Below are 23,166 nucleotides of genomic sequence, written 5' to 3'. Positions count from 1 at the left end.
ATTAAATTAAGGATGAGATGGATTGGACAGAGCCTTAATCGATTTTTATTATTATTTTCACAAACAGCAACATTATTTCTTATGTCATGATATTTTGGAAGAAGCATGGAAATCAAATATAAATTTTTCTAAAAAGGATGGCATAGTGAGTTTAATTTTATTTTCAACTGCTATGTATCATTATAGAAGAGGTAATACAAAAGGTGCACTTGTAACTTTGAAAAAGTCATTGAGCACGTTTGAAAAAGCAAGGGATAAAGCGTTGTTGCAACTTAATGAGCAAGATTATAAAATATTAATTTTAAGTCAAATTAAATCCATTGAAGATTCAAAATCATTTAAACCTGTATACATACCGGTAAATAATGTTTTTGAAAAACAGATTATTAATACTTATCCAGATTACAAATTTACAACACTTTCAACTCAAGATGAATATATAGTTAATCATCATAAAAATCGAGATAGAAGTGATGTAATCAGTGCAAGACATCAAGCGATGATTAAAAAACAAAATATTAGGAGTGGAAAAGATTTAAAATAAAATGTAGTGTAGCTCTACTTACATTAATTATAAAATATCTTTTGGAAACTTTTATGAAAGTACTCTTAATCCACTCCCAATTTAAGAGTATTTATTTGTGTACTAGGCTCTTGGATGAAATTGGTTATACATCTGTCTGATTTGAGTTTTAGAAACATGTGTATATAACTGAGTGGTAGAAATATCAGAATGACCTAACATCTCCTGAACTGCTCGTAAATCTGCGCCATTTTCTAGTAAATGTGTAGCAAACGAGTGTCTTAATGTGTGTGGGGTCAAAGTTTTATTAATATTCGCTCTTAAACCATATTGTTTAATTAGCTTCCATATACCTTGACGTGTCAAAGGTCGACCATGCAAGTTCAAAAACAGTACATTCGTTACCGTTTTTTTAAGTAATTGAGATCTAACATTATTGATATAAGTATCTAAATATTCAATGACAGTGTCACCTAATGGAATGATTCTCTCTTTGTTCCCTTTACCGAAAACTTTAACAAATCCCATAATTAAGTTGACATCATCTATCTCGATTTGTATTAATTCAGTAACACGCATGCCTGTTGCGTATAATAACTCTAAAATTGTACGATCGCGATACCCATTATTTTTAGTTAAATCCGGTGTTTCTAGTAACTGAATTACTTCTTCAACATCTAAAACATCTGGAAGTTTTTTCTCGTACTTAGGTGTTTCAATTAAAACGGTAGGATCTTTAGCAGCATATTTTTCGCGTAAAGCAAATTGATGAAAACTACGTATTGTTGAAATAAATCTTGCAATGGATTTTGCGGAAGCACCTTGATCTATTAGAGAACCAAGGCATTCTTGTATTGTTTGTCTATCTATAAAATCAATATGAGCAATTTTTTGTTCTTGCATATATAATTGATATTTTTTCAAATCTCTGCGATAAGCGCCAATCGTATTTTCACTTAACCCTTTTTCAATTTGTATAAATTTTAAATATTCCTCGATAATTGTTTCCATGACAACACCTCTATTTGAATAAACTCAAATCATTTTCATGTAATAGTATTAAGAAAGACTAAGACAATGATTTAAAATTGTCCTAGCCTATTAGTTAATCTATTTTCCTTTAGCTTGGCATTCAGCGCAAACGCCGTGAAAAGTTAATCTGTGATCAAGAATTTTAAAGTTATATTCTGTTTCTACTCTTTCTTCAACTTGAGGTAATAAGTCTTCATGAATTTCATCAACTTTACCACATTCCATACACACTAAATGGTGATGGAAGTGTTTAGCACCCTCTTTTCTTAAATCAAAGCGTGCAACACCATCACCAAAATTAATTTTGTCAACTACTTTTATTTCAGCTAAAAGTTCTAATGTTCTATAAACAGTGGCTAGTCCTATTTCAGGTGCTTTGTCTTTCACTTTTAAATAAACATCTTCCGCGCTTAGGTGATCCTTTTCATTTTCAATTAGAACTCGTACTGTGGCTTCTCTTTGTGGTGTTAATTTATATGAAGATTGTTGTAATTGTTGTTTAACTCGATTTAATCGTTCTTCCATGGGAGCGACACTCCTCTATCAATAATTATAATCATTTTAAATTGAAAATATTTCAATTACTAAACTACCAATATTTTCAATTAAATGCAAGAGATTTACAGCACTTAATTAGAATGATTATAATTTAGTAATATATATTGTAAACCAATTATGGTTTTAGCATCTTCTATTTCATGATTATCAAGCAATGCTTTTATATCTGAAATCGGTACTTTATGCAATTCAACAAATTCATCTTCATCTAGGTTAAGTTGCCCTTCGCTTAGATTATTGCTGAAGTATATAGTGAGTTTTTCATTAGTGAATCCAGGACAACCATACATGTCTGTTATAAATTTTAAATTATTTGCCACATAACCTGTTTCTTCTTCTAATTCTCGTTTGGCAGCCTCTTCACGAACTTCATATTGTTCTAATTTTCCAGCGGGTATTTCTAACAAAGCTTTTTCAACTGGTTTACGAAATTGCTTAACAAGTAATACTTCGTCATTAGACGTTATTGCACAGACTGCCACTGCACCGTTATGGTAGACTAATTCCCTTCTGGATGTATTGCCATCAGGCAACTCCACATCATGAATTTCTAAATCTATAATTTTGCCATTATAAATTACTGTTCTATCAAACGTCTTTTCATTAAATTCCATTAAATTCACGTCCCTTTTAATTCATTATATAAATTGGTAAGATGAATGCGTTACCTAAAGTGTATCGAAAGGAGATTGGACATGCAAAAGAATATTTTAAAGAGTGGCATCGAAATTTCAGAATTAGGGTTAGGTTGTATGAGTTTAGGTACAGAGTATGCTAATGCTGAACCTATCATTGAAAAAGCAATCGAAAGTGGTATCACTTATTTTGATACTGCTGATATTTATGATAAAGGGACTAATGAAGAAATTGTGGGCAAAGCTTTAAAAAAATATCAAAATCGTGATGATATTGTAATTGGAACAAAAGTTGGAAATCGCCCTACTGAAGATGGAGGTACAACATGGGACCCTTCTAAGAAATATATTAAAGAAAGTGTAAAGGGATCATTAAAACGATTAGGACTAAATCATATAGATCTATATCAATTGCATGGTGGTACAATAGATGATCCATTGGATGAAACGATTAGTGCATTTAATGAATTAAAGCAAGAAGGTATCATTAAGGCATATGGTATTTCTTCAATACGCCCAAATGTTATTGATTATTATTTAAAACATAGTGAAATCGAGACAATTATGTCACAATTTAATTTAATTGATAATCGTCCAGAACAATTATTGAATGACATCCATGCGAAAGGCGTTAAAGTGTTAGCACGCGGACCTGTATTTAAAGGGTTGTTAACTTCCAATAGTATTGATGCTTTAGATCATAAATTTAGTGAGGGCATATTTGAGTATACACATCATGATTTAGGAGAAACTATTGCCTCTGTTAAAGAAATAGAAAGTAATCTTAGTGCTTTATCTTTTGAATATTTAAAATCTCATGATGCACTTGGCGCAATTATCGTTGGCGCTAGTTCGCCACAACAATTAGAAGAAAACGTTAATAATTACAATAAAAAAGTAAGTCTTGATCAAGTGAAGGCAGCTCGAGAAAGAGTTAAGAACTTAGAATATACTCAACATTTAAAATAGATAACATGCTTAATTAATTTTTAAATAATCACTTAGGTGTTTGGGACATTAAATTAAAAACTTGTCCTAAACACCTTTTTGTTTCAATTTGAATTAATTTAATACTGCTTTAAATATCTATGTTTATCATGTTCACTTTCTTCTTTAATGACTACATTCATGATTTCCCCTCTTAATATTAGTTCATGAAATTTAAAATCTATAAATGATTGTTCGGCAGAATCTAATGAATCATAATAGTCTTGCCCTAATAAATCTGTAATAGTAAAAATTGATTGTGGTGATAGTGCATTCACATTCTCAATACATTGTTTAACATCTCGGTTCACACAACATAACATACCATCACTCCTATTTACTGTTTGTTTTTAAATAAAAATGGAAAAAGCGATTCAATAAATCTAGGAAATATTTGATAAAATTTTAAAGTGGAGTGCATCCATTTAGGTTGATTGATTTCACATTTACGTTTAATAATACCGTCAATAATATCTTTAGCTAATAAAGTTGGATCTAACATCATTGCGTCATACTTGTGTGCATATGCAAGACTTGGGTCTGCTTTTTCGTGAAAAGGCGTTCGAACAGGTCCGGGATTAACTGACATGACATGGTAAGATGGATGTTCTAAACGAAGTGCATTTAGAACTGCATTAAAAGCCGCTTTAGATGCACCATAATGAGCCGCATTTGCTTGTGTGATGAATGCTGCTTGACTCGAAATTCCTACAATACTCGCATGTTTGGATAAATATGGCAGTAAAGCATGCAGTAATAAATTAAAACCGATGATATTAACTTCGTAAGTTTCTAACATTTCATTAGTGGAATGTTGACTTATCGATTTAAAATACCCAAGCCCAGCACTATAAATGATACCGTCAATTTGAGTATCGATATATTGTGGTAACATGCTAATAGCATTTTTATCTTGCAAATCACAAGTTAGCATTTGTACTCTCTTTTCAAATGGTTTGAAGTTGATTTGTTTATACTTTTCTTTGTTCCTAGCAAGAATTGTAACATGAGCCCCTTTTTTGATAAGTCGCTTAGTGATTTCAAGCCCTAATCCACTAGTGCCTCCAGTAACGATATAATGTTTACCTAACATAGTAATACCCTCTTTAATTATGATTAAGATTATAATAACTTAAATCATTTCATTCATAAAGTTATCTATTGATATAAAAAGAAGTGCCCAGGGACCACCTGAGCTAAAGCTCATGCGTATAGTAGCACTAACTTTTATAAAAAGAAGTGCTACTTATATGTTACTATGGTTTTATAAATTAAAAAGTGAGGATGATGTTGTCAATGAAATTAGTATTTTATGGTGCAGGAAATATGGCACAAGCAATCTTCAAAGGTATAATTAATTCAAAAAAATTAAAGTCACATGATATTTACTTAACGAATAAATCGAATGAAGAAGCTTTAAAAAATTTCGCTGAGGAATTAGGTGTTGAATACAGCTACGATGATGAAAAATTATTACAAGACGCAGATTATGTCTTTTTAGGTTCTAAACCTTATGATTTCGAAAAAGTAGCACAAAGAATTCAACCATACATCAATGAAAACAATCGCTTTATTTCTATTATGGCTGGTTTACCTATCAATTATATTCAGGAACAATTACAAGTTGAAAATCCTATCGCTCGAATTATGCCTAATACAAATGCACAAGTTGGTCATTCTGTAACAGGTATTAGCTTTTCAGGAAATTTTGGACCTAAATCAAAAGAAGAGGTTAACGATTTAGTAAATGCTTTTGGTTCAGTAATTGAGGTGGATGAAGACCACTTACATCAAGTAACTGCGATTACAGGAAGCGGTCCTGCATTTTTATATCATGTCTTTGAACAATATGTTAAAGCAGGTACAGATTTAGGTCTTGAGAAAGATCAAGTTGAAGAATCAATTAAAAATTTAATTATTGGTACAAGTAAGATGATTGAAAGATCAGATTTAAGTATGGAACAGTTGCGTAAAAATATTACTTCTAAAGGTGGAACAACTCAAGCGGGTTTAAATGCATTAGCTCAACATGATATTGAAGCAATCTTTAAGGATTGTTTGAATGCGGCAGTTCATCGTAGCGTTGAATTATCTAAAAATGAAGATAATTAAATTTTAATGTAAAAGAGACTAGGATAATGATTTCTATGTGAATTCTAAATCCTAGTCTCTTACTTTGTAATTTTAATTATACTTATTTTAAAAAGTTAAAGTATTAGTAGTATTTAAATTATAAACGTATCAAAATCTTTAACAAATTCAAAATTTGGAACATCCTCATGTGTTTTTAATTGTTGTTTAATAAGTTGAATATTCTCGTGATTATAGCGATTACTTAAATGTGTGATTAAGCATCTTTTAACATTAGCTTGCTTTATTAATTCAAAAACATCTTCAATATGACTATGGTGATAATTATTTGCTAATGTTTTTTCGCCTTCAATGTATGTAGCTTCATGAATCATTACATCAGAATCTTTAGCAATGCTCAATTCTGACTGACATGGTTTTGTATCACCAAAGATGGATATAATTGGTCCGGGTTTAGCTGGTCCTTTAAAATCATCCGAATTATATACTTGTCCTTCATGTTCAAAATTATCATAAGATTTTACTTCTTGATATTTTGGTCCAGGATATAAACCAATTGATTTAAGTGCCTCAACATCAATTGTTCCTGGTGTTGTCGGAGATTCAATGCGATAACCATAAGAAGGGATACCATGATTTAACAAATGTGCACTAATTGAGAATCCTTTATGATGATATGTGAAATGATTATCAATTTCTATATAAGTAATCGGATAGTTTAGATGAGATTCAGATAATCTTAGAGTAGTCTCAATAAATTGTTGTAAACCTCTAGGACCAATAACTGTCAGTGGTTTGTCTTCTCCACCTTGAAAAGAACGGCTTGTTAGTAGTCCAGGCAATCCAAAAATATGATCTCCATGCATATGCGTTATAAAAATATGGTCAACTTTTCCTAGCTTAATTGAATGATGTAATATTTGATGTTGTGTGCCTTCTCCGACATCAAATAGCCATATACTATTCGAAAAAGGCTCAAGGTTTAAAGCTATAGCTTGAGTATTTCTCTCTTTAGTAGGTAACCCAGCACTTGTTCCGAAGAATGTAACTTCCATGCATATGCCTCCTTTTCCTTCATTATATTTTATCATATGTGGTTATTTTTGCTATAAAAAGACATAAATTAAATGCATGAGATACATTTTGAGTTATAATGATATTAAATTGTGCATCATTCCATTATATAAATGCCCTAGCAAAATAAGAAAAATTAGGCAAATAAGTTTGAAGCGGTGCAAATATAATTTATAATAATACAATCATAGTATTAATAGAATTGAGGTTTTGAACTTGAGTAAACATTCTAAACATATTCCTTGTTTAATTACTATTTTCGGTGCTACCGGAGATTTAAGTCATAGAAAATTATTTCCATCACTATTCCACTTATTTCAACAAGATAATTTAGATGAACATATTGCAATAATTGGAATTGGACGTAGAGATTACACGAACGAAGTCTTTCGTGAACAAGTTAAAAGTTCTATCCAAAAGCATGTCAAAGATACGGATCAAATTGATGCATTTATGGAACATGTCTATTATTTTAAACATGATGTAAGTGATGAACAAAGTTATGATTCATTATTGAGTTTTTCAAATGAATTAGATTCACAATATCAGTTAAAAGGAAATCGCTTGTTTTATTTAGCAATGGCACCTCAATTCTTTGGTATTATTTCGGATTACTTAAAATCATCTGGTTTAACCGATACTACTGGTTTTAAACGATTAGTTATTGAAAAACCATTTGGCAGTGATTTAAAATCGGCTGAGCAATTAAACAATCAATTAAGACGCTCATTTAAAGAAGAAGAAATATACAGAATTGATCATTATTTAGGTAAAGATATGGTTCAAAATATAGAAGTCTTGCGCTTTTCAAATGCGATGTTTGAACCATTATGGAATAATAAATACATTTCAAACATTCAAGTAACGTCTTCAGAAGTATTAGGTGTTGAGGACCGTGGAGGTTATTATGAATCTAGTGGCGCATTAAAAGATATGGTACAAAATCATATGTTACAAATGGTTGCCCTTTTAGCTATGGAAGCGCCAATCAGCTTAAATAGTGAAGATATACGTGCTGAGAAAGTTAAAGTATTGAAATCACTTAGACAGCTTGATCCTCAAGAAGTAAAACAAAATTTTGTACGTGGACAGTATGATGAAGGATTTGTTGAAGGTGAAAAAGTCATTGCTTATCGAGATGAAGATCGAGTAGCCGAAGATTCAAATACTCCAACTTTTGTATCAGGCCGACTAACAATTGATAACTTCCGTTGGGCTGGCGTACCTTTTTATATTAGAACGGGAAAACGTATGAAATCTAAATCGATTCAAGTTGTAGTTGAGTTCAAAGAAGTACCAATGAACTTATACTATCAGACCGATAAATTGTTGGATTCAAACTTATTAGTTATTAATATTCAACCCAATGAGGGTATATCACTTCATTTAAACGCGAAAAAGAACATCCAAGGTATTGATACAGAACCCGTTCAATTATCATATGCAATGAGTGCTCAAGATAAGATGAACACTGTTGATGCCTATGAAAATTTACTATTCGATTGTTTAAAAGGTGATGCTACAAACTTTACACATTGGGAAGAATTAAAATCTACATGGAAGTTTGTTGATGTTATACAAGATGAATGGACAATGAATGAACCTAACTTCCCTAACTATGAGTCAGGTACAAATGGACCATTAGAAAGTGATTTACTATTAAGTAGAGATGGTAATCATTGGTGGGATGATATTCAGTAAACAGAGAATTGATAAGCCTATAGTGAAGCCTTTTGGACTAAAGTAATATTTTGAGTTAGTATTATTTTAATAGTCGCTACCTAAATTGAGCATGTGCTCATAGCCATCCTCTATCAACTATATTCATTCTTATGGTGGTGGGACAATGAATTGATTTTAAATTCTGTCCTACCACCCTTTTTTATTAAAAAATTTTCAATATGGCACATGTTAAGATGTATATTTTCTAAAAATAAGGTAAAATAAAAGTTAATGATTGTAAATTTATTGGGGTGAGAGTTTTGGACGTTATCAAGCAGATACAACAGGCAATTGTATTTATCGAAGATCGTTTATTAGAGCCGTTTAATTTGCAAGATTTGAGTGATTACGTTGGTCTTTCTCCTTACCATCTTGATCAATCATTTAAAATGATTGTTGGACAATCACCTGAACAGTACGCACACGCAAGAAAAATGACTGCAGCTGCTAAAGAAATGGTTCAAAGTTCTTCGAGGTTAGTAGATGTCGCAAAAAAGTATAACTATCATAGTTCAAATGATTTTGCGAATGATTTTAGTGATTTTCATGGGATTTCACCAATTCAAGCATCTACGAAAAAAGATGAATTAAAATTACAAGAACGTTTATATATAAAGTTGACAACTACTGAACGAGCACCTTATCCATATAGACTAGATACCACGGAAGATATAGCATTAGTAGGTTATGTACGTTATATTGAATCAAATAATTTATCTAATCCTTATAAAGTTCCTGATTTTTTAGAAGATTTAATTCTTGATGGTAAAATTAAAGATTTAAAAAGGTATAATAATATAAGTCCATATGAGTTATTTGTAATCACTTGTCCATTAGATAATGGATTGGAATTATTTATTGGTGTTCCAAGTGATAGATATCCATCTCATTTAGAAAGTAGAATATTACCTGGAAGACATTATGCGAAATTTAATCTCCAAGGTGAAATAGACTATGCGGTTAATGAAGCTTGGTATTATATCGAATCAAGTTTACAACTTACTTTACCTTATGAAAGAGATAGCTTATATGTTGAAATATATCCCTTTGATATCTCATTTGAGGACCCATTCACTAAAATTCAATTATGGTTGCCAATTGAACAAGAAAATTATGATTTGTAAAAAATCAAAGAAATACATTCTCTAATCAAAACACCATATCTTTTTGCAAATCTATAACGATAAATGTTATAATTTAACTAACAAGAATATCTGCATTTTATGCACCAATCCCCTCACTATGCCAGTAGTGAGGGGATTTTTTGGTGTGGCTTGTCGCCTATTTACTTATTGTTACGGTTTCGAAGCCAATACGAAAATAACGTAACAATACAACCACTTGTTACTGTGGCTATGATGTGCACAAGAATATCTGCCATTTTAGCACCCCCTCCCTGCGTATAGATAAACGCCTGAGAGATAGGCGACTTATTTATTATATCATCTCTAATATATGAGTCATGTAATTATTTATGGCTGTAAAATGATTTTTTATTCTTCCAATGAAAAAGAGGTTAGGACAAAAATAGTATGTCCTAACTTTGCTTATAAATTATATTTCTGCTACAAATGCTTCGAATGGCTTAAGTGATGTTGCATCTAATTGACTATTGTAGTTATGTAATTTGATTGCATCCTCTTCGATATCAAAAGGTAATGTTAATGAACTTTGTTTATCAGTTAAATTACCTGCAACCACTACAGTTTTGCCTTCTAATTGTCTAGTATAAGCAAACACATTTTCATTTTCTGCATCAATTAAATCAAACTGTCCATACATATATATATCATGCGATTTTTTTAATTGAATCAATTTTTTGTAAAAATTAAGTACAGAATGCTCGTCTTCTAATTGATGAGCTACATTAATATCTTTATAATTTGGATTAACTGGGAACCAAGGTTTTCCCTCTGTGAAGCCACCATTTGTAGAATTATTCCATTGCATAGGTGTACGAGAATTATCACGATTTTCCATTCTATACTTATCTAATAATTGATCAACGTCTCCACCTTGTTCTTTTACAATTTGATATTCATTTCTAACCGCAACATCATTAAACGTTTCAATACTTTCAAAAGGATAATTGGTCATACCAATTTCTTGTCCTTGATAGATAAACGGTGTACCTTGCTGTAAGAAATACACAACGGCGTGGCTTGTAGCAGATTCAAACCAGTAATCTTTATCGTTACCCCAAGTTGATACACGACGAGGTTGATCATGGTTTTCTATGAAAAGTGCATTCCAACCAATTCCTTCTAGTCTCTTTTGCCAGCGGTTTAACACCTCTTTATATGATTTAACGTCAAATTGAGAATCACCTGTACTCCATAAACCTAAATGTTCAAATTGGAAGATCATATTGAATTTACCTTTATCTTCTCCAACCCACTCTTCTGCATTATCTGGATTTACACCATTCGCTTCTCCAACAGTCATAATATCATATTGGCTTAGTGACTCATCTTTCATTTCTTGTAGCCAATTCTGAATACCAGGTTGATTCATATCTACATCAAAGGCTGGAGCATATTTTTTTCCTTCTGGTGCAGGTAGGTCACCAGCTTCAAATGTTTTCTTAATATGGGTTATAGCATCGACACGGAATCCATCAATACCCTTTTCAAACCACCAATTCATCATGTTAAATACTGATTCACGTACTTCAGGATTATCCCAATTTAAATCTGGTTGTTTTTTACTAAATAAATGGAAGTAATATTGATTAGTGGTTTCATCAAATTGCCATGTTGAACCATTAAAAATGCTCTCCCAATTATTTGGTTCAGAACCATCATCCTTAGGGTCTGCCCATATGTACCAGTCTCTTTTTGGGTTATCTTTACTAGATTTTGATTCAATAAACCAGGGATGCTCATCAGATGTATGGTTAACGACTAAATCTAATATTAGTTTCATACCACGGTCATGTACACCTTTTAATAGACAATCAAAATCTTCCATTGTACCAAATTCATCCATAATATCTTGATAATCACTGATATCATATCCATTATCATCATTAGGTGATTTATACATTGGACTTAGCCAAATAACATCAATACCTAAGTCTTTAAAATAGTCTAATTTTTCGATTACACCTGGTAAATCACCAATACCATCATTATTACTATCATTAAAACTTCTTGGATAAACTTGATACGCTACTACTTCTTTCCACCAATTTTTATTCATAATTATGCTCCTTTATATTTTTGTAGTTGATACCCTTTCAACTATTTGTGTTGAAATCAATTTTTCTCTAAAAGAAATAGTTTCATTTCTTAATACATCAATGATTGTATTCCCTGCTGTGAAGCCTAATACATCTGGGTTAATGTTTACGCTTGTTTGAGATGGTGTTGCATTTTCAGTGAGAAAAGATGTATTAAACGTGGCAGTTTGTATATCCTCTGGAATGCGTAGTTGATATTCATAAAGCACATTTAATAATTGCATATTTAACATAACATCAGACGTTATAATCACTGAAGGCATATGACTAGCATCAATACAATATTGCTTTATAAAATCACGTAAATCATTCATGGACTTTATTACGACACAGTCATTTGAAATTTTAACGTCGTCGCAGTATTGTTTAAATCCTACTGATCTGTCTTCTGTAACTGCATAATGTCCAGATTCTTGTAAAAATAATATATGTCGGTGTCCTAAATGATATAAATATTGTGTTAATTGATAAGCTGCATCGATATTATCATTATCAATATGTATTATATTTTCGTAGTTCAAAGATTTCCCAACTATAAGATAAGGAACTTTAAACTCATTAAGTAGGTGCTCAATAGGATCATCTTTCAGTGAATATAAAAGAATAAATCCATCCACACTTTTAGATTGAATCATTGTTTTTACTTCATGATATAAGTCCCCGCTATTTTCCGACACAGTCATTCTAGTTGAATAGCCTCTTACATTACATGCCTGATTAATACCATTAAGAACATCACTATTAAATGGATTTTGACGTATTTCAGGGGCGGAACTTTTCTGTATTAATCCAATGGTCAATGTTTTATTTGTTATTAATGTTCTTGCAGCTTGATTAGGTATGTATCCTAATTTGGACATAGCTGCTTTGACTTTATTTGAAGTTGACTCACTAATTTTCGCATTGTTCCGTATCACCCTCGATACTGTTGATGTAGCTACATTTGCCTCTTTGGCAACATCTTTAATTGTAACCGTTGCATATCACCTCAATCTTAAAACTTTAGTAAACGCTTTCAATTAACTTATATTTTCATGGTATAGAATTCATATTAGGAAGTCAATCATTTAATGCAATCGTTTGCATAATTTTTTAAAAAAGAAGTAAACCATTGAATTGGTTTACTTCTGTAACTAGTATGCGATTACTCTTCAACCCATTGAGTATGGAAGATACCTTCTTTATCTTTACGTTCATACGTATGTGCACCGAAATAGTCACGTTGTGCTTGAATTAAGTTCGCTGGTAAATTTTCAGAGCGGTAACTATCATAGTAGTTTACGCTGGCAGAGAATCCAGGTGTTGGTACGCCGTTACGTACACCTGTTGCTACTACATCTCTCAATGCATCTTGATATTCTGTAACAATACCTTTGAAATAAGGATCTAATAAAAGGTTTTGTAATTCTGAGTTGTTATCATAAGCGTCTTTAATTTTTTGTAAGAATTGAGCACGAATAATACAACCTTCACGCCATATCATTGCTAAATCGCCTAATTTTAAATTCCATTCATTTTCTTCACTAGCTTTACGCATTTGCGCAAATCCTTGTGCGTATGAACAAATTTTACTCATATATAAAGCTTTACGGATTTTTTCTAAGAATTCCTCTTTATTACCAGTAAATTCTGCTTTAGGACCGTTTAATTCCTTAGAAGCATTCACACGTTCTTGTTTAATTGATGAAATGAAACGAGCAAATACTGATTCAGTAATAATCGTTAAAGGAATACCTAATTCTAAGGCATTGATAGAAGTCCATTTACCTGTACCTTTTTGACCCGCAGTGTCTAAAATCTTTTCGACAAGTGCTTCATTGTCATCATCTAATTTAGTAAAGATATCACCAGTGATTTCAATTAAATAACTTTCTAACTCACCAGCATTCCATTCTTTAAATGTCTTAGAAATGTCTTCATGTGACATACCTAATAAATCTTTCATCATCGCATAGCTCTCTGCAATAAGTTGCATATCTGCATATTCAATGCCATTATGAACCATTTTAACGTAATGTCCAGCACCATTTGGTCCAATATATTCTACACATGATGCACCATCTTTTGCTTTAGCAGCAATTGCATCTAATATATCGCTCACTTTATTATAAGCTGCTTCTTGACCACCTGGCATTAATGAAGGACCAGTAAGGGCACCTACTTCACCACCAGATACACCCATGCCAATAAAGTTAATACCACTTTCAGCTAAGGCTTTATTACGACGGATAGTATCTTGATAATTAGTGTTACCACCATCAATTAAAATGTCATCATCGTCTAACAATGGAAGTAAACTGTCAATTGTTGCATCTGTTGCAGGACCTGCTTTAACCATTAATAAAATTTTACGTGGTTTTTCTAATGAATTAACAAATTCTTCCAAAGAATATGTTGGGTGGATTTGTTTACCTTTAGATTCATTAACCATTTCATCTGTTTTTTCGCTTGAACGGTTATATACAGAAACGCTATAACCGCGTGATTCAATATTCCAAGCGAGGTTTTTACCCATTACTGCTAAACCTACTACACCTATTTGTTGAGTCATATTACTTACCTCTCTCATTCAATTTTTCAATAGTATTGTATCATAAAACTTGAAAGTACTTCACTAAACTAAATTACGATTTAGCTACTAAGTCAATAATTTTGACAATTTGTTTAGCCAATTGATTAAGTGAATTTACTGAAATACGTTCAGATGTCGTGTGAATATGTTCGTAGCCCACACCTAAAATGACTGTAGGGATTCCAAATGTATTAATAATACTGCCATCTGAGCCGCCTCCAGCAATAACAGTATCCCCTGCTAATCCAAGTTCTCTAGCACTATTGATAGCAAATTGAGTTACTTTGTCATCATTTTCTAATTTAAAACCAGGGTAGCTCTTCTCAATGATAACTTTTGCTTCACCACCTAATTCTTGTGCGGTAGTCTCGAATGTTTCCTTCATATGAATAACTTGTTGTTCAATACTTTGATTATCATGTGAGCGTGCCTCAGCTTCTAAAACTACTTCATCAGCAACGATATTTGTAGCAGAGCCGCCATGAAATTTACCTATATTAGCAGTAGTATAGTCATCAATTTGTCCTAACTTCATGCGACTAATAGCTTTTGCAGCAATGTTTATTGCACTAATTCCTTCTGAAGGTGTACTAGCATGAGCTGTTTTCCCTAAAATAGTCGTGTTTATGACCATTTGAGTTGGTGCTCCTACTACTGTTGTGCCAACGGGTTGACTAGCATCAACTGCATAACCAAACTCAGCGTCAATGTATGTTGAATCTAGTTCTTTAACCCCTTTAAGACCAGATTCCTCACCAACAGTAATTATAAATTGGATTTGGCCATGTGGAATTTCATTTTCATTAAGATATTGAATGGTTTCAATTATTGCTGCTAATCCCGCCTTATCATCAGCACCTAGAATGGTACTACCATCAGAATAAATATAACCATCCTCTTTAATTTGAGGTTTAATATTTATTCCAGGTACAACAGTGTCCATGTGACTTGTGAAGTAAATTTTAGACACATCTTCTTTCGCACTAGTGGCTGGTAAAGTACAGATAAGATTATTAGCACCTAACCATGACTTTTCTGATGCATGATCTTCAGTTACATTTAAACCTAGTTCTTCAAATTTCTTTTTTAAAATGGGTTGAATGACTTCCTCATGTCCTGTTTCAGAATTTATTTGGACTAATTCTAAAAATGTTTCAAGTAATCGTTGACTGTTTATCATTATGACAAAACCCCTTTCTCATTTGATTTCTATTTTAACTAATTTTCTACAATATCAAAAATAAATTGATTGCCATTTGTATAAAAATCATTTATGGTTAATTTATATATTAAGTAAAGTGTATTATGTAAGTGTTTTTAAATAAGGAGCGTTAAATAGTGAATAATAAAGTATTAAGAATTATAATAATTGTAATGTTGATTGCAATTGTTGCAGCATTACTACTCACAAGTTTAGTGCCACTAATGCATTAATCTTCGCAATAAAAAAGAGTTCAGGACATAAATTTCCAGGATAAGTAAATAAAGACAATTTCTATTGGAATTATATAGAAATTGTCTTTTTTATAATGTTTTTGATTAATTTCAGCTCGTTGAGCTGCTACTTTTCTTATAGTAAGTGCCATTAGCGCAAATCCTAGTTCTCTTTTGGCTTTATTTATCCCTCGAACGGACATTCGAGTGAAACCCAAAATAGCTTTCATAAATCCAAAAACAGGCTCCACATCAATTTTTCTTTGACTGTAGATGGTTTTTGTTTTTGGTTCTGAAAGCTTTTTATTAATTTGGGCTTTAAAATATTCCCAATTATAATTCTTCATTATTTTTTTATTTGTTTTTGAATTGAAGTTCATACATTGATGTTTCAGAGGACATTCTGAACAATCATCACATTCATATAATTTGAAGTCTCGCTTAAAACCATACTTATCATGGCGATAGGCATATCTTTTAAAACCTAGTCGTTTATTGTTCGGACAAATGAATTCATCGAATTCAGTTTCAGGAATTGTTTCAACAATATCATTTACATGTCGTGAAATATCATTTGTGGGGATAAGAACTGAAGTTTCCATTGGTAGAGTAAGTTGAGTCATGTTATAATCTTTATACATAAGGCACCTCGTTAATTTAGTTTAGTGATATTTATTAAATTATACGAAAGTGCCTTATTTTTTTAAAGTATTTCAATGTAAAATTACATATAAATACAAAGTATTTTGGCGAGACTCTTGAGGGAACAGGACAAGCTGAAGACTACAGGCTGAAGCTGTCCCCTAAGAAAGCGAGCCAACAATACGTAGTATTGTAAATAAAGAAGCCAGTAAATGAATTTATAATAAACTCATTTACTGGCTATTTTGTTAGGAATTATGTCCTAGCCTCTTTTTATTTAAGTACTAATTATATTTCATTGTGTAATCGTAGTGATCCAAATTGAGATTTAATGTTTAAATACTCTTCTAGTTCATTTAATATTTGCATCATACTTGAACGTGATTTTAAAGATTGATGAGATTTAGGAAGTGGTAATTCGTCTAGTGATAAACGGATTTCATACAGTGAATGTAATCGTAAAGCAGTATAATCATTACTATTTACGTTATTACCAATTTCTGACATTAAATGAGATACATCAGTCAATAATGGGTCATCGACAGTGACTTGATTTAATAACGGTTTAATTCTACGCAATAATTCAAGTTGTTCTTGTCTCATATCAAAATAGTGATAATATGAATTTTCATTTCTAATAAAATGATTTTTAACATCTCTAAATGCGATAGATTTGGCCTTTCGAATGTCTAATTGAAGTTTTTCGAAAGATAAAGTAAAATCATTATTATAATTTGAGCAAGCTTCGCTATATGTCATAAAGATTTCTTTAAAGCCTTTTTCTATATCTTTCTTAAAAGAAACTAATGTTTTGTCTAAACTTGGCATAATTAAATTCATAATGAATGCGATTCCTAATCCAATAGTTAATAAGAGTAATTCATTAATGATTAAATGTAAATTAATCGTTGTTGCATTGAAAACATGTAATAATATAACACAACTAGTTACAACACCCTCTTGAACTTTCAACATAACAGTTATCGGAATAAATAATAATACAATCAATCCCAAAACAAGCGCATTCTGACCTAATAAGCTAAAAACCAATGAACCAAACAGTAGAATTAGTATACAAGATACAAATCTTGATACGATAGCTTGTACTGAGTGAACTTTAGTATGTTTAATACATAATACAATGAGGATAGCACTTGATGCATAATTATCAAGCCCTATCCATTTAGCTAAAATAACACCTAATGTGATACCTACTGCTGTTTTAAGCGTTCTAAATCCAATCTTATAAGGATTTAACTTTAACATTAGTAAATCCTCTTATCTTTCGTCGCAATATTTATCAAATAGGCCTTGTAACTGATTAATAACATCCATTACATCATGGCCTTCAATTTGATGACGTTCAATCATTTCAGTGATTTTACCATCTTTAATTAATGCAAATGATGGACTTGAAGGTGCATAACCCTCAAAATAGTCTCTAGCCTGTTGCGTAGCCTCTTTATCTTGTCCAGCAAATACTGTAACAAGTCTATCAGGTAGTTTATCATAGTGTAACGCATGTGATGCTGCTGGACGTGCAATTCCTCCCGCACATCCACAAACTGAATTAACCATTACTAATGAAGTTCCATTTTGTTGTAATACTTTGTCAACTTCATCTGCAGTTGTTAACTGTTCATATCCCGCATTTTCAATTTCATTACGAGCTTGTTCAACCACGCCATTCATATATAAATCAAAATTTAAATCCATTTAAATCACCTTTCAATCTTTTATTTATTCAATGCTATTCTACTAAATATAAGTGTTAGAGTTCAAATAGCTTGTCCAGGGAATATGATATATCATTTTAAACTAGTAAATACTTGTATTTTCTATTGTGAATTGTTCAATACGTTCTTTAACTTGAGACATGAAGCGCCCTGTTTGAACACCATCAAGTATTCTATGATCAATCGAAATACACAAATTAACCATGCTTCTAATTGCAATCATATCATCAATAACGACTGGTTTTTTTACAATAGATTCTACTTGTAAAATCGCTGCTTGTGGATGATTTATAATTCCCATTGATGAAACGGACCCAAATGTACCGGTATTATTAACAGTAAATGTTCCACCAGACATATCTTCTTGTGATAATTGTTTATTTCTTGCTTTAAGTGCTAGTTCATTTATCTCTCGAGCAATCCCTTTGATTGATTTTTCATCAGCGTGTTTAATAACAGGCACATATAATTTATCTTCATCTGCTACAGCAATTGAAATATTAATATCTTTATGAAGAATAATTTCTTCTCCATCCCAACTACTATTTAATAGTGGGTTTGATTTTAATGCTTCAGCAACAGCTTTTACAAAGAATGCAAAGAAAGTTAAATTATAACCTTCGTTCTCTTTGAACGAATTTTTATGATGATTTCTAGTTTTTACTAAGTTAGTTGCATCTACTTCAAGCATCATCCAACCATGAGGGATTTCAGTTACACTTGTCACCATGTTTTGAGCTATTGCTTTACGAACACCTTTGACTGGTATAGATTGACCAATCTGACTCTGAGTAGAATACACGTTGGATTTCGTATGTTCAAAATTAGATTGTGAATTGTTATTTATTTTCGGTTTCTGATGACTTGAATTAATATAATTTTCAATATCTTTTTTAGTCACACGTCCTTCGAAACCCGTGCCAGGAACTGATGATAAATCAATATCATTTTCAGATGCAATTTTAAAAACTACTGGTGAATATCGACCGTTATTAAGTAATGATGCTTGTGTATGTGCATTTGATTTAACAGAATGACTTACTTCTTTATCAGAAGTATTTTTTGAAGCTGATGCTGACGTTTCGACTGTTAAAGTATCATTACCATTTATATTTAAATCTGTTGAATCCTTAACGGTTTCAATATCGGTATTTTTAGTGTTGGTAGAATTATCTGTTTCAGAAGTTTCAATTTTACAAATAACATGATCTATTTGAACTGTTTCACCTTCTGAAACTAAAATTTCAGTGATAGTACCAGATACAGTTGAAGGTACTTCAGCAGTTACTTTATCAGTAATTACCTCACATAAGGGTTCATATTCATCAACATAGTCACCAACTGAAATAAGCCATTGCTCAATAGTACCTTCATGAACACTTTCGCCTAGTTTTGGCATTTTTATATCCATAACTTTTCCTCCTTAAAATTGTGCAAGTTCTCGCATTTTTTCTAAGATTTTATCAGGATTCATCATAACTTCATTTTCAAGATTAGGAGAAAATGGCATTGAAGGAACATCTGGTCCTGCTAATCTCATAATAGGTGCATCAAGTTCAAATAAACAGTTTTCAGCTATGATAGCAGAGACTTCTGACATGACACTGCCCTCAAGATTATCTTCAGTTATTAATAAAATCTTGCCATTCATTTTAGCACGTTCAATAATTGTTTCTTTATCTAGAGGATAAACAGTTCTCAAATCAACTATTTCAACACTAATACCATCTGCTGCTAAAATATCAGCAGCTTGCATACAATAATTTACACACAATCCATATGTAAATACAGTTATGTCCTTCCCTTCACGTTTTACATCAGCTTTTCCGAGAGGAACTGTATAATAATCTTCTGGCACTTCTTCTTTCAAGAAGCGATATGCTTTTTTATGTTCAAAGAATAATACTGGATCGTTTGACTCAATAGAGGATAATAATAATCCTTTAGCATCATAAGGGGATGAAGGTATGACAATAGTTAACCCCGGTGTAGACGCAAAGATGCTCTCGATACTTTGAGAATGATATAAACCACCATGTACCCCACCACCAAAGGGTGCTCTGATTGTGATAGGACATTGCCAGTCATTATTTGAACGATAGCGCATTTTAGCTGCTTCACTAATAATTTGATTAACTGCAGGAAGTATAAAATCTGCGAATTGAATTTCTGCAATTGGTCGTTTACCAATCATTGCTGCTCCAATAGCAGTTCCTACAATATTAGATTCAGCCAAAGGTGTATCTATTACTCTTTCAACACCATATTTGTCTTGAAGACCTCTAGTTGCACCAAAAACGCCACCTTTACGTCCTACATCTTCACCTAATATAAATACGTTATTATCATGTTCCATGGCTAGGTCTTGCGCTTGTTGTATTGCTTCAATATAACTCATTTTACTCATTGCCCATACCTCCTTCTGGATCATAAACAAATTGATATGTTTCTTCTACAGATGGATATGGCGCTTTTTCTGCATCTTTAGTGGCTTTATTAATAATTTCTTTATGCTCTTGCTCTATATTGTCTAACCATTCTTGATTAATAATCTCTTTTTCTAATAAATAATCTTTAAACTTAAGATTACAATCATAAGTTTTTAATGCTTCTCTTTCTTCTTTCGTACGATATGTATCATCATCATCTGAAGAATGTGGCGTCATACGATGTGTGATAGCTTCAATTAGAGTGGCACCCTCACCATTTAGTGCACGTTCTCTAGCTTCTTTCATAGCTTTATACATTGCTATCGGATCATCCCCATCTACTGTCTCACCATATATGCCATATCCTAAGGCTCTATCAGAAAGTTTTTCTGCAGCGTATTGTAAAGTATTAGGCACAGATATCGCATATTTATTATTGATGATGACACAAACAAATGGTAATTTATGAACGCCTGCAAAGTTTAAACCCTCATGAAAATCTCCTTGATTTGAACTTCCCTCTCCGACAGTTGCCGTAGCAATATTTGGTTTTTTATCCATTTTTAAAGCTAATGCAGCTCCAACTGAGTGTGGTATTTGTGTAGCAACTGGAGAACTTTGTGATAATATGCCCTTTTCACGATGACTAAAGTGGGAAGGCATTTGTTTTCCTCCGGAATTAATATCATCTTTTTTTCCAAATGAAGCTAGCATTGTATCATATGGGGAAATCCCCATAAAAGTAACAAATGCTAAATCTCTATAATATGGAGATGAAATATCTCCTTCTTTCATAGCGTAAGCCATTCCTATTTGAGTAGCCTCTTGTCCTTGTCCACTAACAACAAATGGAATTTTACCAGCGCGGTTTAATAACCATAATCGTTCATCTACTTTTCTACCTAAATCCATCCATTTATAGATTTCTTTAAGGTCTTCTTCTGAAAGTCCGACAGATTTATAATCAATCATCTTTTATGTTCCTCCTGTTAAACGTGTATTGCTCTATTTTCTACTTTCAATCCCAATTCCATAAGTACTTCTGATATAGAAGGATGTGCATGTGTTGTCAGACCTAACTCAATTGCTGAACCATTCATAAATTGCAATAATGAGGCTTCGTTGATTAATTCAGTAACCTGAGGGCCTATCATATTAATACCGATAATTTCATTAGTTTCATCATTAATTATCATTTCACAAAATCCTCTATCATTAGTAGTTTCCTCTATTACTGCTTTACCAATTGCATTAAAGCTTACTTTAAATGATTTGGTCTTAATGTTTTTGGCTTCGGCTGATTCTTTATTATAACCAATTGAAGCAACTTCTGGGTGTGTATATATGCATTTCGGCATCTTGTCATAATTTAGAGGTAGTCCATTGCCATTAAACATGTGTTCAACAGCAAGTATTGCCTCTTTAGAAGATACATGTGCTAATTGAAGCTTACCTATGCAATCACCTGCAGCATAAATATGCTTATCTTCGGTTTGTAAAAAGTCATTAACAAGTATATTACCATTATCATCAGTTTTAATTTTAGTATTATTTAATCCTATATCATCAGTATTAGGCTTGCGACCAATTGATACTAAAACTTTTTCAACTTCTATAGTTTTATCTTTATTTACTTGAATAGTTACAGAATTAGAGTTGACTTTAACTGCAGATTCATTTAATGCGCAATTTTCATAGAACGTTACTCCTCTTGCTATAAGTGATGTTTTTAGAAAATTTGCAATTTGAGCACTCTCATTAGGCAAGATTCGTTCACCAGCCTCTATCACACTAACATTTACACCTAAGTCAATTAATAAAGAAGCAAATTCAAGACCTATCACTCCACCGCCAATGATTGCTATGCTTGCAGGTAAATCAGTGAGTTGCAATATGTCATTACTAGATAGAACTGTATTGTGATTGAAAGGCAAGAATGGTAATTGAGTTGGTAGTGAACCTGTAGCTATCAGTACATTCTGATTAGGTAATAATTCAGATTCTACATTATCATATTCAACTGAAATGGTACCACTTTGAGGTGAGAAAATAGATGTCCCCATAATTCTACCTGTGCCATTAAATATATCTATGTGATTTTTCTGCATTAAACTTTCAATACCTTGATGCATTTGATTAACAATTTTGTCTTTACGTTTCATCATGGATTTTAAGTCAAATGAATATTGACCAACATTCACTCCGAAATGAACTGAATCTTTAACTGTTCTTAAAACTTCAGCAGATTTTAATAAAGCTTTTGTAGGAATACATCCTTTGTGAAGACAAGTGCCACCTAACAAAGATTTCTCTACTATAGCTACTTTATTACCTAATTGAGATGCTCGAATTGCCGCTACATAACCAGCGGTTCCTCCACCTAAGATGACTAGGTCATATTGATTTTCACTCATAATTTTACTCCTAACTTGCTTTGCGATTGGATTTAATAACGTTAATGTGTAAGTGACTTTAAATTTTAAATGCATT

The 23,166-nt window shown here is 32.0% G+C and carries 23 protein-coding genes and 1 pseudogene; 6 read left to right on the top strand and 18 right to left on the bottom strand.

Annotated features, from left to right (window positions below; genetic code table 11):
- Window positions 1–22: 22 nt before the first annotated feature.
- Window positions 23–544: a DUF309 domain-containing protein gene (locus NR218_RS07590; RefSeq protein WP_033079845.1), complete on the top strand. Its 522-nt coding sequence runs from the start codon at window positions 23–25 to the stop codon at window positions 542–544.
- A 102-nt stretch (window positions 545–646) separates the two neighbouring features.
- On the opposite strand, the gene xerD is transcribed toward NR218_RS07590, so the two are convergent.
- From xerD to NR218_RS07575, 3 genes are all read right to left on the bottom strand, one after another.
- The gene (gene xerD, locus NR218_RS07585; protein ID WP_011275715.1) at window positions 647–1,534 is read right to left on the bottom strand and encodes a site-specific tyrosine recombinase XerD; all 888 of its coding nucleotides are present in this window, start codon (window positions 1,532–1,534) and stop codon (window positions 647–649) included.
- Between the two features lie 99 nt (window positions 1,535–1,633).
- Window positions 1,634–2,080 carry a Fur family transcriptional regulator gene (locus NR218_RS07580; RefSeq protein ID WP_011275714.1) on the bottom strand — a complete coding sequence of 149 codons (447 nt, stop codon included), beginning with the start codon at window positions 2,078–2,080 and terminating at the stop codon, window positions 1,634–1,636.
- Between the two features lie 104 nt (window positions 2,081–2,184).
- Complete coding sequence (locus tag NR218_RS07575) at window positions 2,185–2,727, bottom strand: NUDIX domain-containing protein (RefSeq protein WP_011275713.1); 543 nt, start codon at window positions 2,725–2,727, stop codon at window positions 2,185–2,187.
- Window positions 2,728–2,808: 81 nt separating this feature from the next.
- On the opposite strand from NR218_RS07575, the gene NR218_RS07570 reads away from it, so the two are divergent.
- Window positions 2,809–3,717 (top strand): aldo/keto reductase, encoded by a 909-nt coding sequence (locus NR218_RS07570; protein ID WP_016931103.1) that lies wholly within the window; start codon window positions 2,809–2,811, stop codon window positions 3,715–3,717.
- A 98-nt stretch (window positions 3,718–3,815) separates the two neighbouring features.
- Here the strand turns inward: NR218_RS07570 and NR218_RS07565 are convergent, their stop codons facing one another.
- Together NR218_RS07565 and NR218_RS07560 are read right to left on the bottom strand one after the other, a co-directional pair.
- Window positions 3,816–4,058: a hypothetical protein gene (locus NR218_RS07565; protein ID WP_011275711.1), complete on the bottom strand. Its 243-nt coding sequence runs from the start codon at window positions 4,056–4,058 to the stop codon at window positions 3,816–3,818.
- A gap of 14 nt (window positions 4,059–4,072) precedes the next feature.
- Window positions 4,073–4,828, bottom strand: coding sequence for an SDR family NAD(P)-dependent oxidoreductase (locus NR218_RS07560; protein ID WP_011275710.1), 756 nt, complete (start codon window positions 4,826–4,828; stop codon window positions 4,073–4,075).
- 203 nt (window positions 4,829–5,031) lie between these two features.
- On the opposite strand from NR218_RS07560, the gene proC reads away from it, so the two are divergent.
- Complete coding sequence (gene proC, locus NR218_RS07555) at window positions 5,032–5,847, top strand: pyrroline-5-carboxylate reductase (RefSeq protein WP_011275709.1); 816 nt, start codon at window positions 5,032–5,034, stop codon at window positions 5,845–5,847.
- A 113-nt stretch (window positions 5,848–5,960) separates the two neighbouring features.
- Here proC and rnz read toward each other — a convergent pair whose 3' ends face one another.
- Window positions 5,961–6,881 (bottom strand): ribonuclease Z, encoded by a 921-nt coding sequence (gene rnz, locus NR218_RS07550; RefSeq protein WP_011275708.1) that lies wholly within the window; start codon window positions 6,879–6,881, stop codon window positions 5,961–5,963.
- Window positions 6,882–7,116: 235 nt separating this feature from the next.
- Here rnz and zwf point away from each other — a divergent pair, with 235 nt between their 5' ends.
- A complete protein-coding gene (gene zwf, locus NR218_RS07545; protein ID WP_011275707.1) occupies window positions 7,117–8,601 on the top strand; it encodes a glucose-6-phosphate dehydrogenase in 1,485 nt (494 codons plus the stop codon).
- Window positions 8,602–8,882: 281 nt separating this feature from the next.
- The gene (locus tag NR218_RS07540) at window positions 8,883–9,746 is read left to right on the top strand and encodes an AraC family transcriptional regulator (RefSeq protein WP_011275706.1); all 864 of its coding nucleotides are present in this window, start codon (window positions 8,883–8,885) and stop codon (window positions 9,744–9,746) included.
- 161 nt (window positions 9,747–9,907) lie between these two features.
- Here NR218_RS07540 and NR218_RS07535 read toward each other — a convergent pair whose 3' ends face one another.
- From NR218_RS07535 to NR218_RS07515, 5 genes are all read right to left on the bottom strand, one after another.
- Entirely contained in the window at window positions 9,908–10,003 is a 96-nt protein-coding gene (locus tag NR218_RS07535; protein WP_011275705.1) for a type I toxin-antitoxin system Fst family toxin, read from the bottom strand.
- 173 nt (window positions 10,004–10,176) lie between these two features.
- The gene (locus NR218_RS07530; RefSeq protein ID WP_011275704.1) at window positions 10,177–11,823 is read right to left on the bottom strand and encodes a glycoside hydrolase family 13 protein; all 1,647 of its coding nucleotides are present in this window, start codon (window positions 11,821–11,823) and stop codon (window positions 10,177–10,179) included.
- Window positions 11,824–11,835: 12 nt separating this feature from the next.
- Window positions 11,836–12,831, bottom strand: coding sequence for a LacI family DNA-binding transcriptional regulator (locus tag NR218_RS07525; protein WP_029376657.1), 996 nt, complete (start codon window positions 12,829–12,831; stop codon window positions 11,836–11,838).
- Window positions 12,832–13,007: 176 nt separating this feature from the next.
- Window positions 13,008–14,414, bottom strand: coding sequence for an NADP-dependent phosphogluconate dehydrogenase (gndA, locus tag NR218_RS07520; RefSeq protein WP_011275702.1), 1,407 nt, complete (start codon window positions 14,412–14,414; stop codon window positions 13,008–13,010).
- A gap of 73 nt (window positions 14,415–14,487) precedes the next feature.
- A complete protein-coding gene (locus NR218_RS07515) occupies window positions 14,488–15,615 on the bottom strand; it encodes a M20/M25/M40 family metallo-hydrolase (protein WP_011275701.1) in 1,128 nt (375 codons plus the stop codon).
- Window positions 15,616–15,773: 158 nt separating this feature from the next.
- Here NR218_RS07515 and prli42 point away from each other — a divergent pair, with 158 nt between their 5' ends.
- Complete coding sequence (gene prli42, locus NR218_RS07510; protein WP_011275700.1) at window positions 15,774–15,869, top strand: stressosome-associated protein Prli42; 96 nt, start codon at window positions 15,774–15,776, stop codon at window positions 15,867–15,869.
- Between the two features lie 20 nt (window positions 15,870–15,889).
- Here prli42 and NR218_RS07505 read toward each other — a convergent pair.
- The 7 genes and pseudogenes from NR218_RS07505 to lpdA form a co-directional block, all read right to left on the bottom strand.
- Window positions 15,890–16,387 (bottom strand): annotated as a pseudogene (locus tag NR218_RS07505) (transposase); the annotation flags it as partial.
- 412 nt (window positions 16,388–16,799) lie between these two features.
- Complete coding sequence (locus NR218_RS07500) at window positions 16,800–17,777, bottom strand: aromatic acid exporter family protein (protein ID WP_011275698.1); 978 nt, start codon at window positions 17,775–17,777, stop codon at window positions 16,800–16,802.
- A 12-nt stretch (window positions 17,778–17,789) separates the two neighbouring features.
- Complete coding sequence (brxB, locus tag NR218_RS07495; protein ID WP_011275697.1) at window positions 17,790–18,227, bottom strand: bacilliredoxin BrxB; 438 nt, start codon at window positions 18,225–18,227, stop codon at window positions 17,790–17,792.
- A 102-nt stretch (window positions 18,228–18,329) separates the two neighbouring features.
- A complete protein-coding gene (locus tag NR218_RS07490) occupies window positions 18,330–19,658 on the bottom strand; it encodes a dihydrolipoamide acetyltransferase family protein (RefSeq protein ID WP_011275696.1) in 1,329 nt (442 codons plus the stop codon).
- Between the two features lie 12 nt (window positions 19,659–19,670).
- Entirely contained in the window at window positions 19,671–20,654 is a 984-nt protein-coding gene (locus tag NR218_RS07485; RefSeq protein ID WP_011275695.1) for an alpha-ketoacid dehydrogenase subunit beta, read from the bottom strand.
- On the bottom strand, window positions 20,647–21,648 hold the full coding sequence (locus tag NR218_RS07480; protein WP_011275694.1) for a thiamine pyrophosphate-dependent dehydrogenase E1 component subunit alpha: 1,002 nt from the start codon (window positions 21,646–21,648) through the stop codon (window positions 20,647–20,649). Before NR218_RS07480 ends, NR218_RS07485 begins: the two co-directional genes overlap by 8 nt.
- A 17-nt stretch (window positions 21,649–21,665) precedes the next feature.
- A complete protein-coding gene (gene lpdA / locus NR218_RS07475) occupies window positions 21,666–23,090 on the bottom strand; it encodes a dihydrolipoyl dehydrogenase (RefSeq protein WP_011275693.1) in 1,425 nt (474 codons plus the stop codon).
- Window positions 23,091–23,166: the final 76 nt, after the last annotated feature.

The organism is Staphylococcus sp. SUC_1.2 (assembly GCF_026222585.1).
This window is presented reverse-complemented; position numbering and strand designations above follow the sequence as displayed.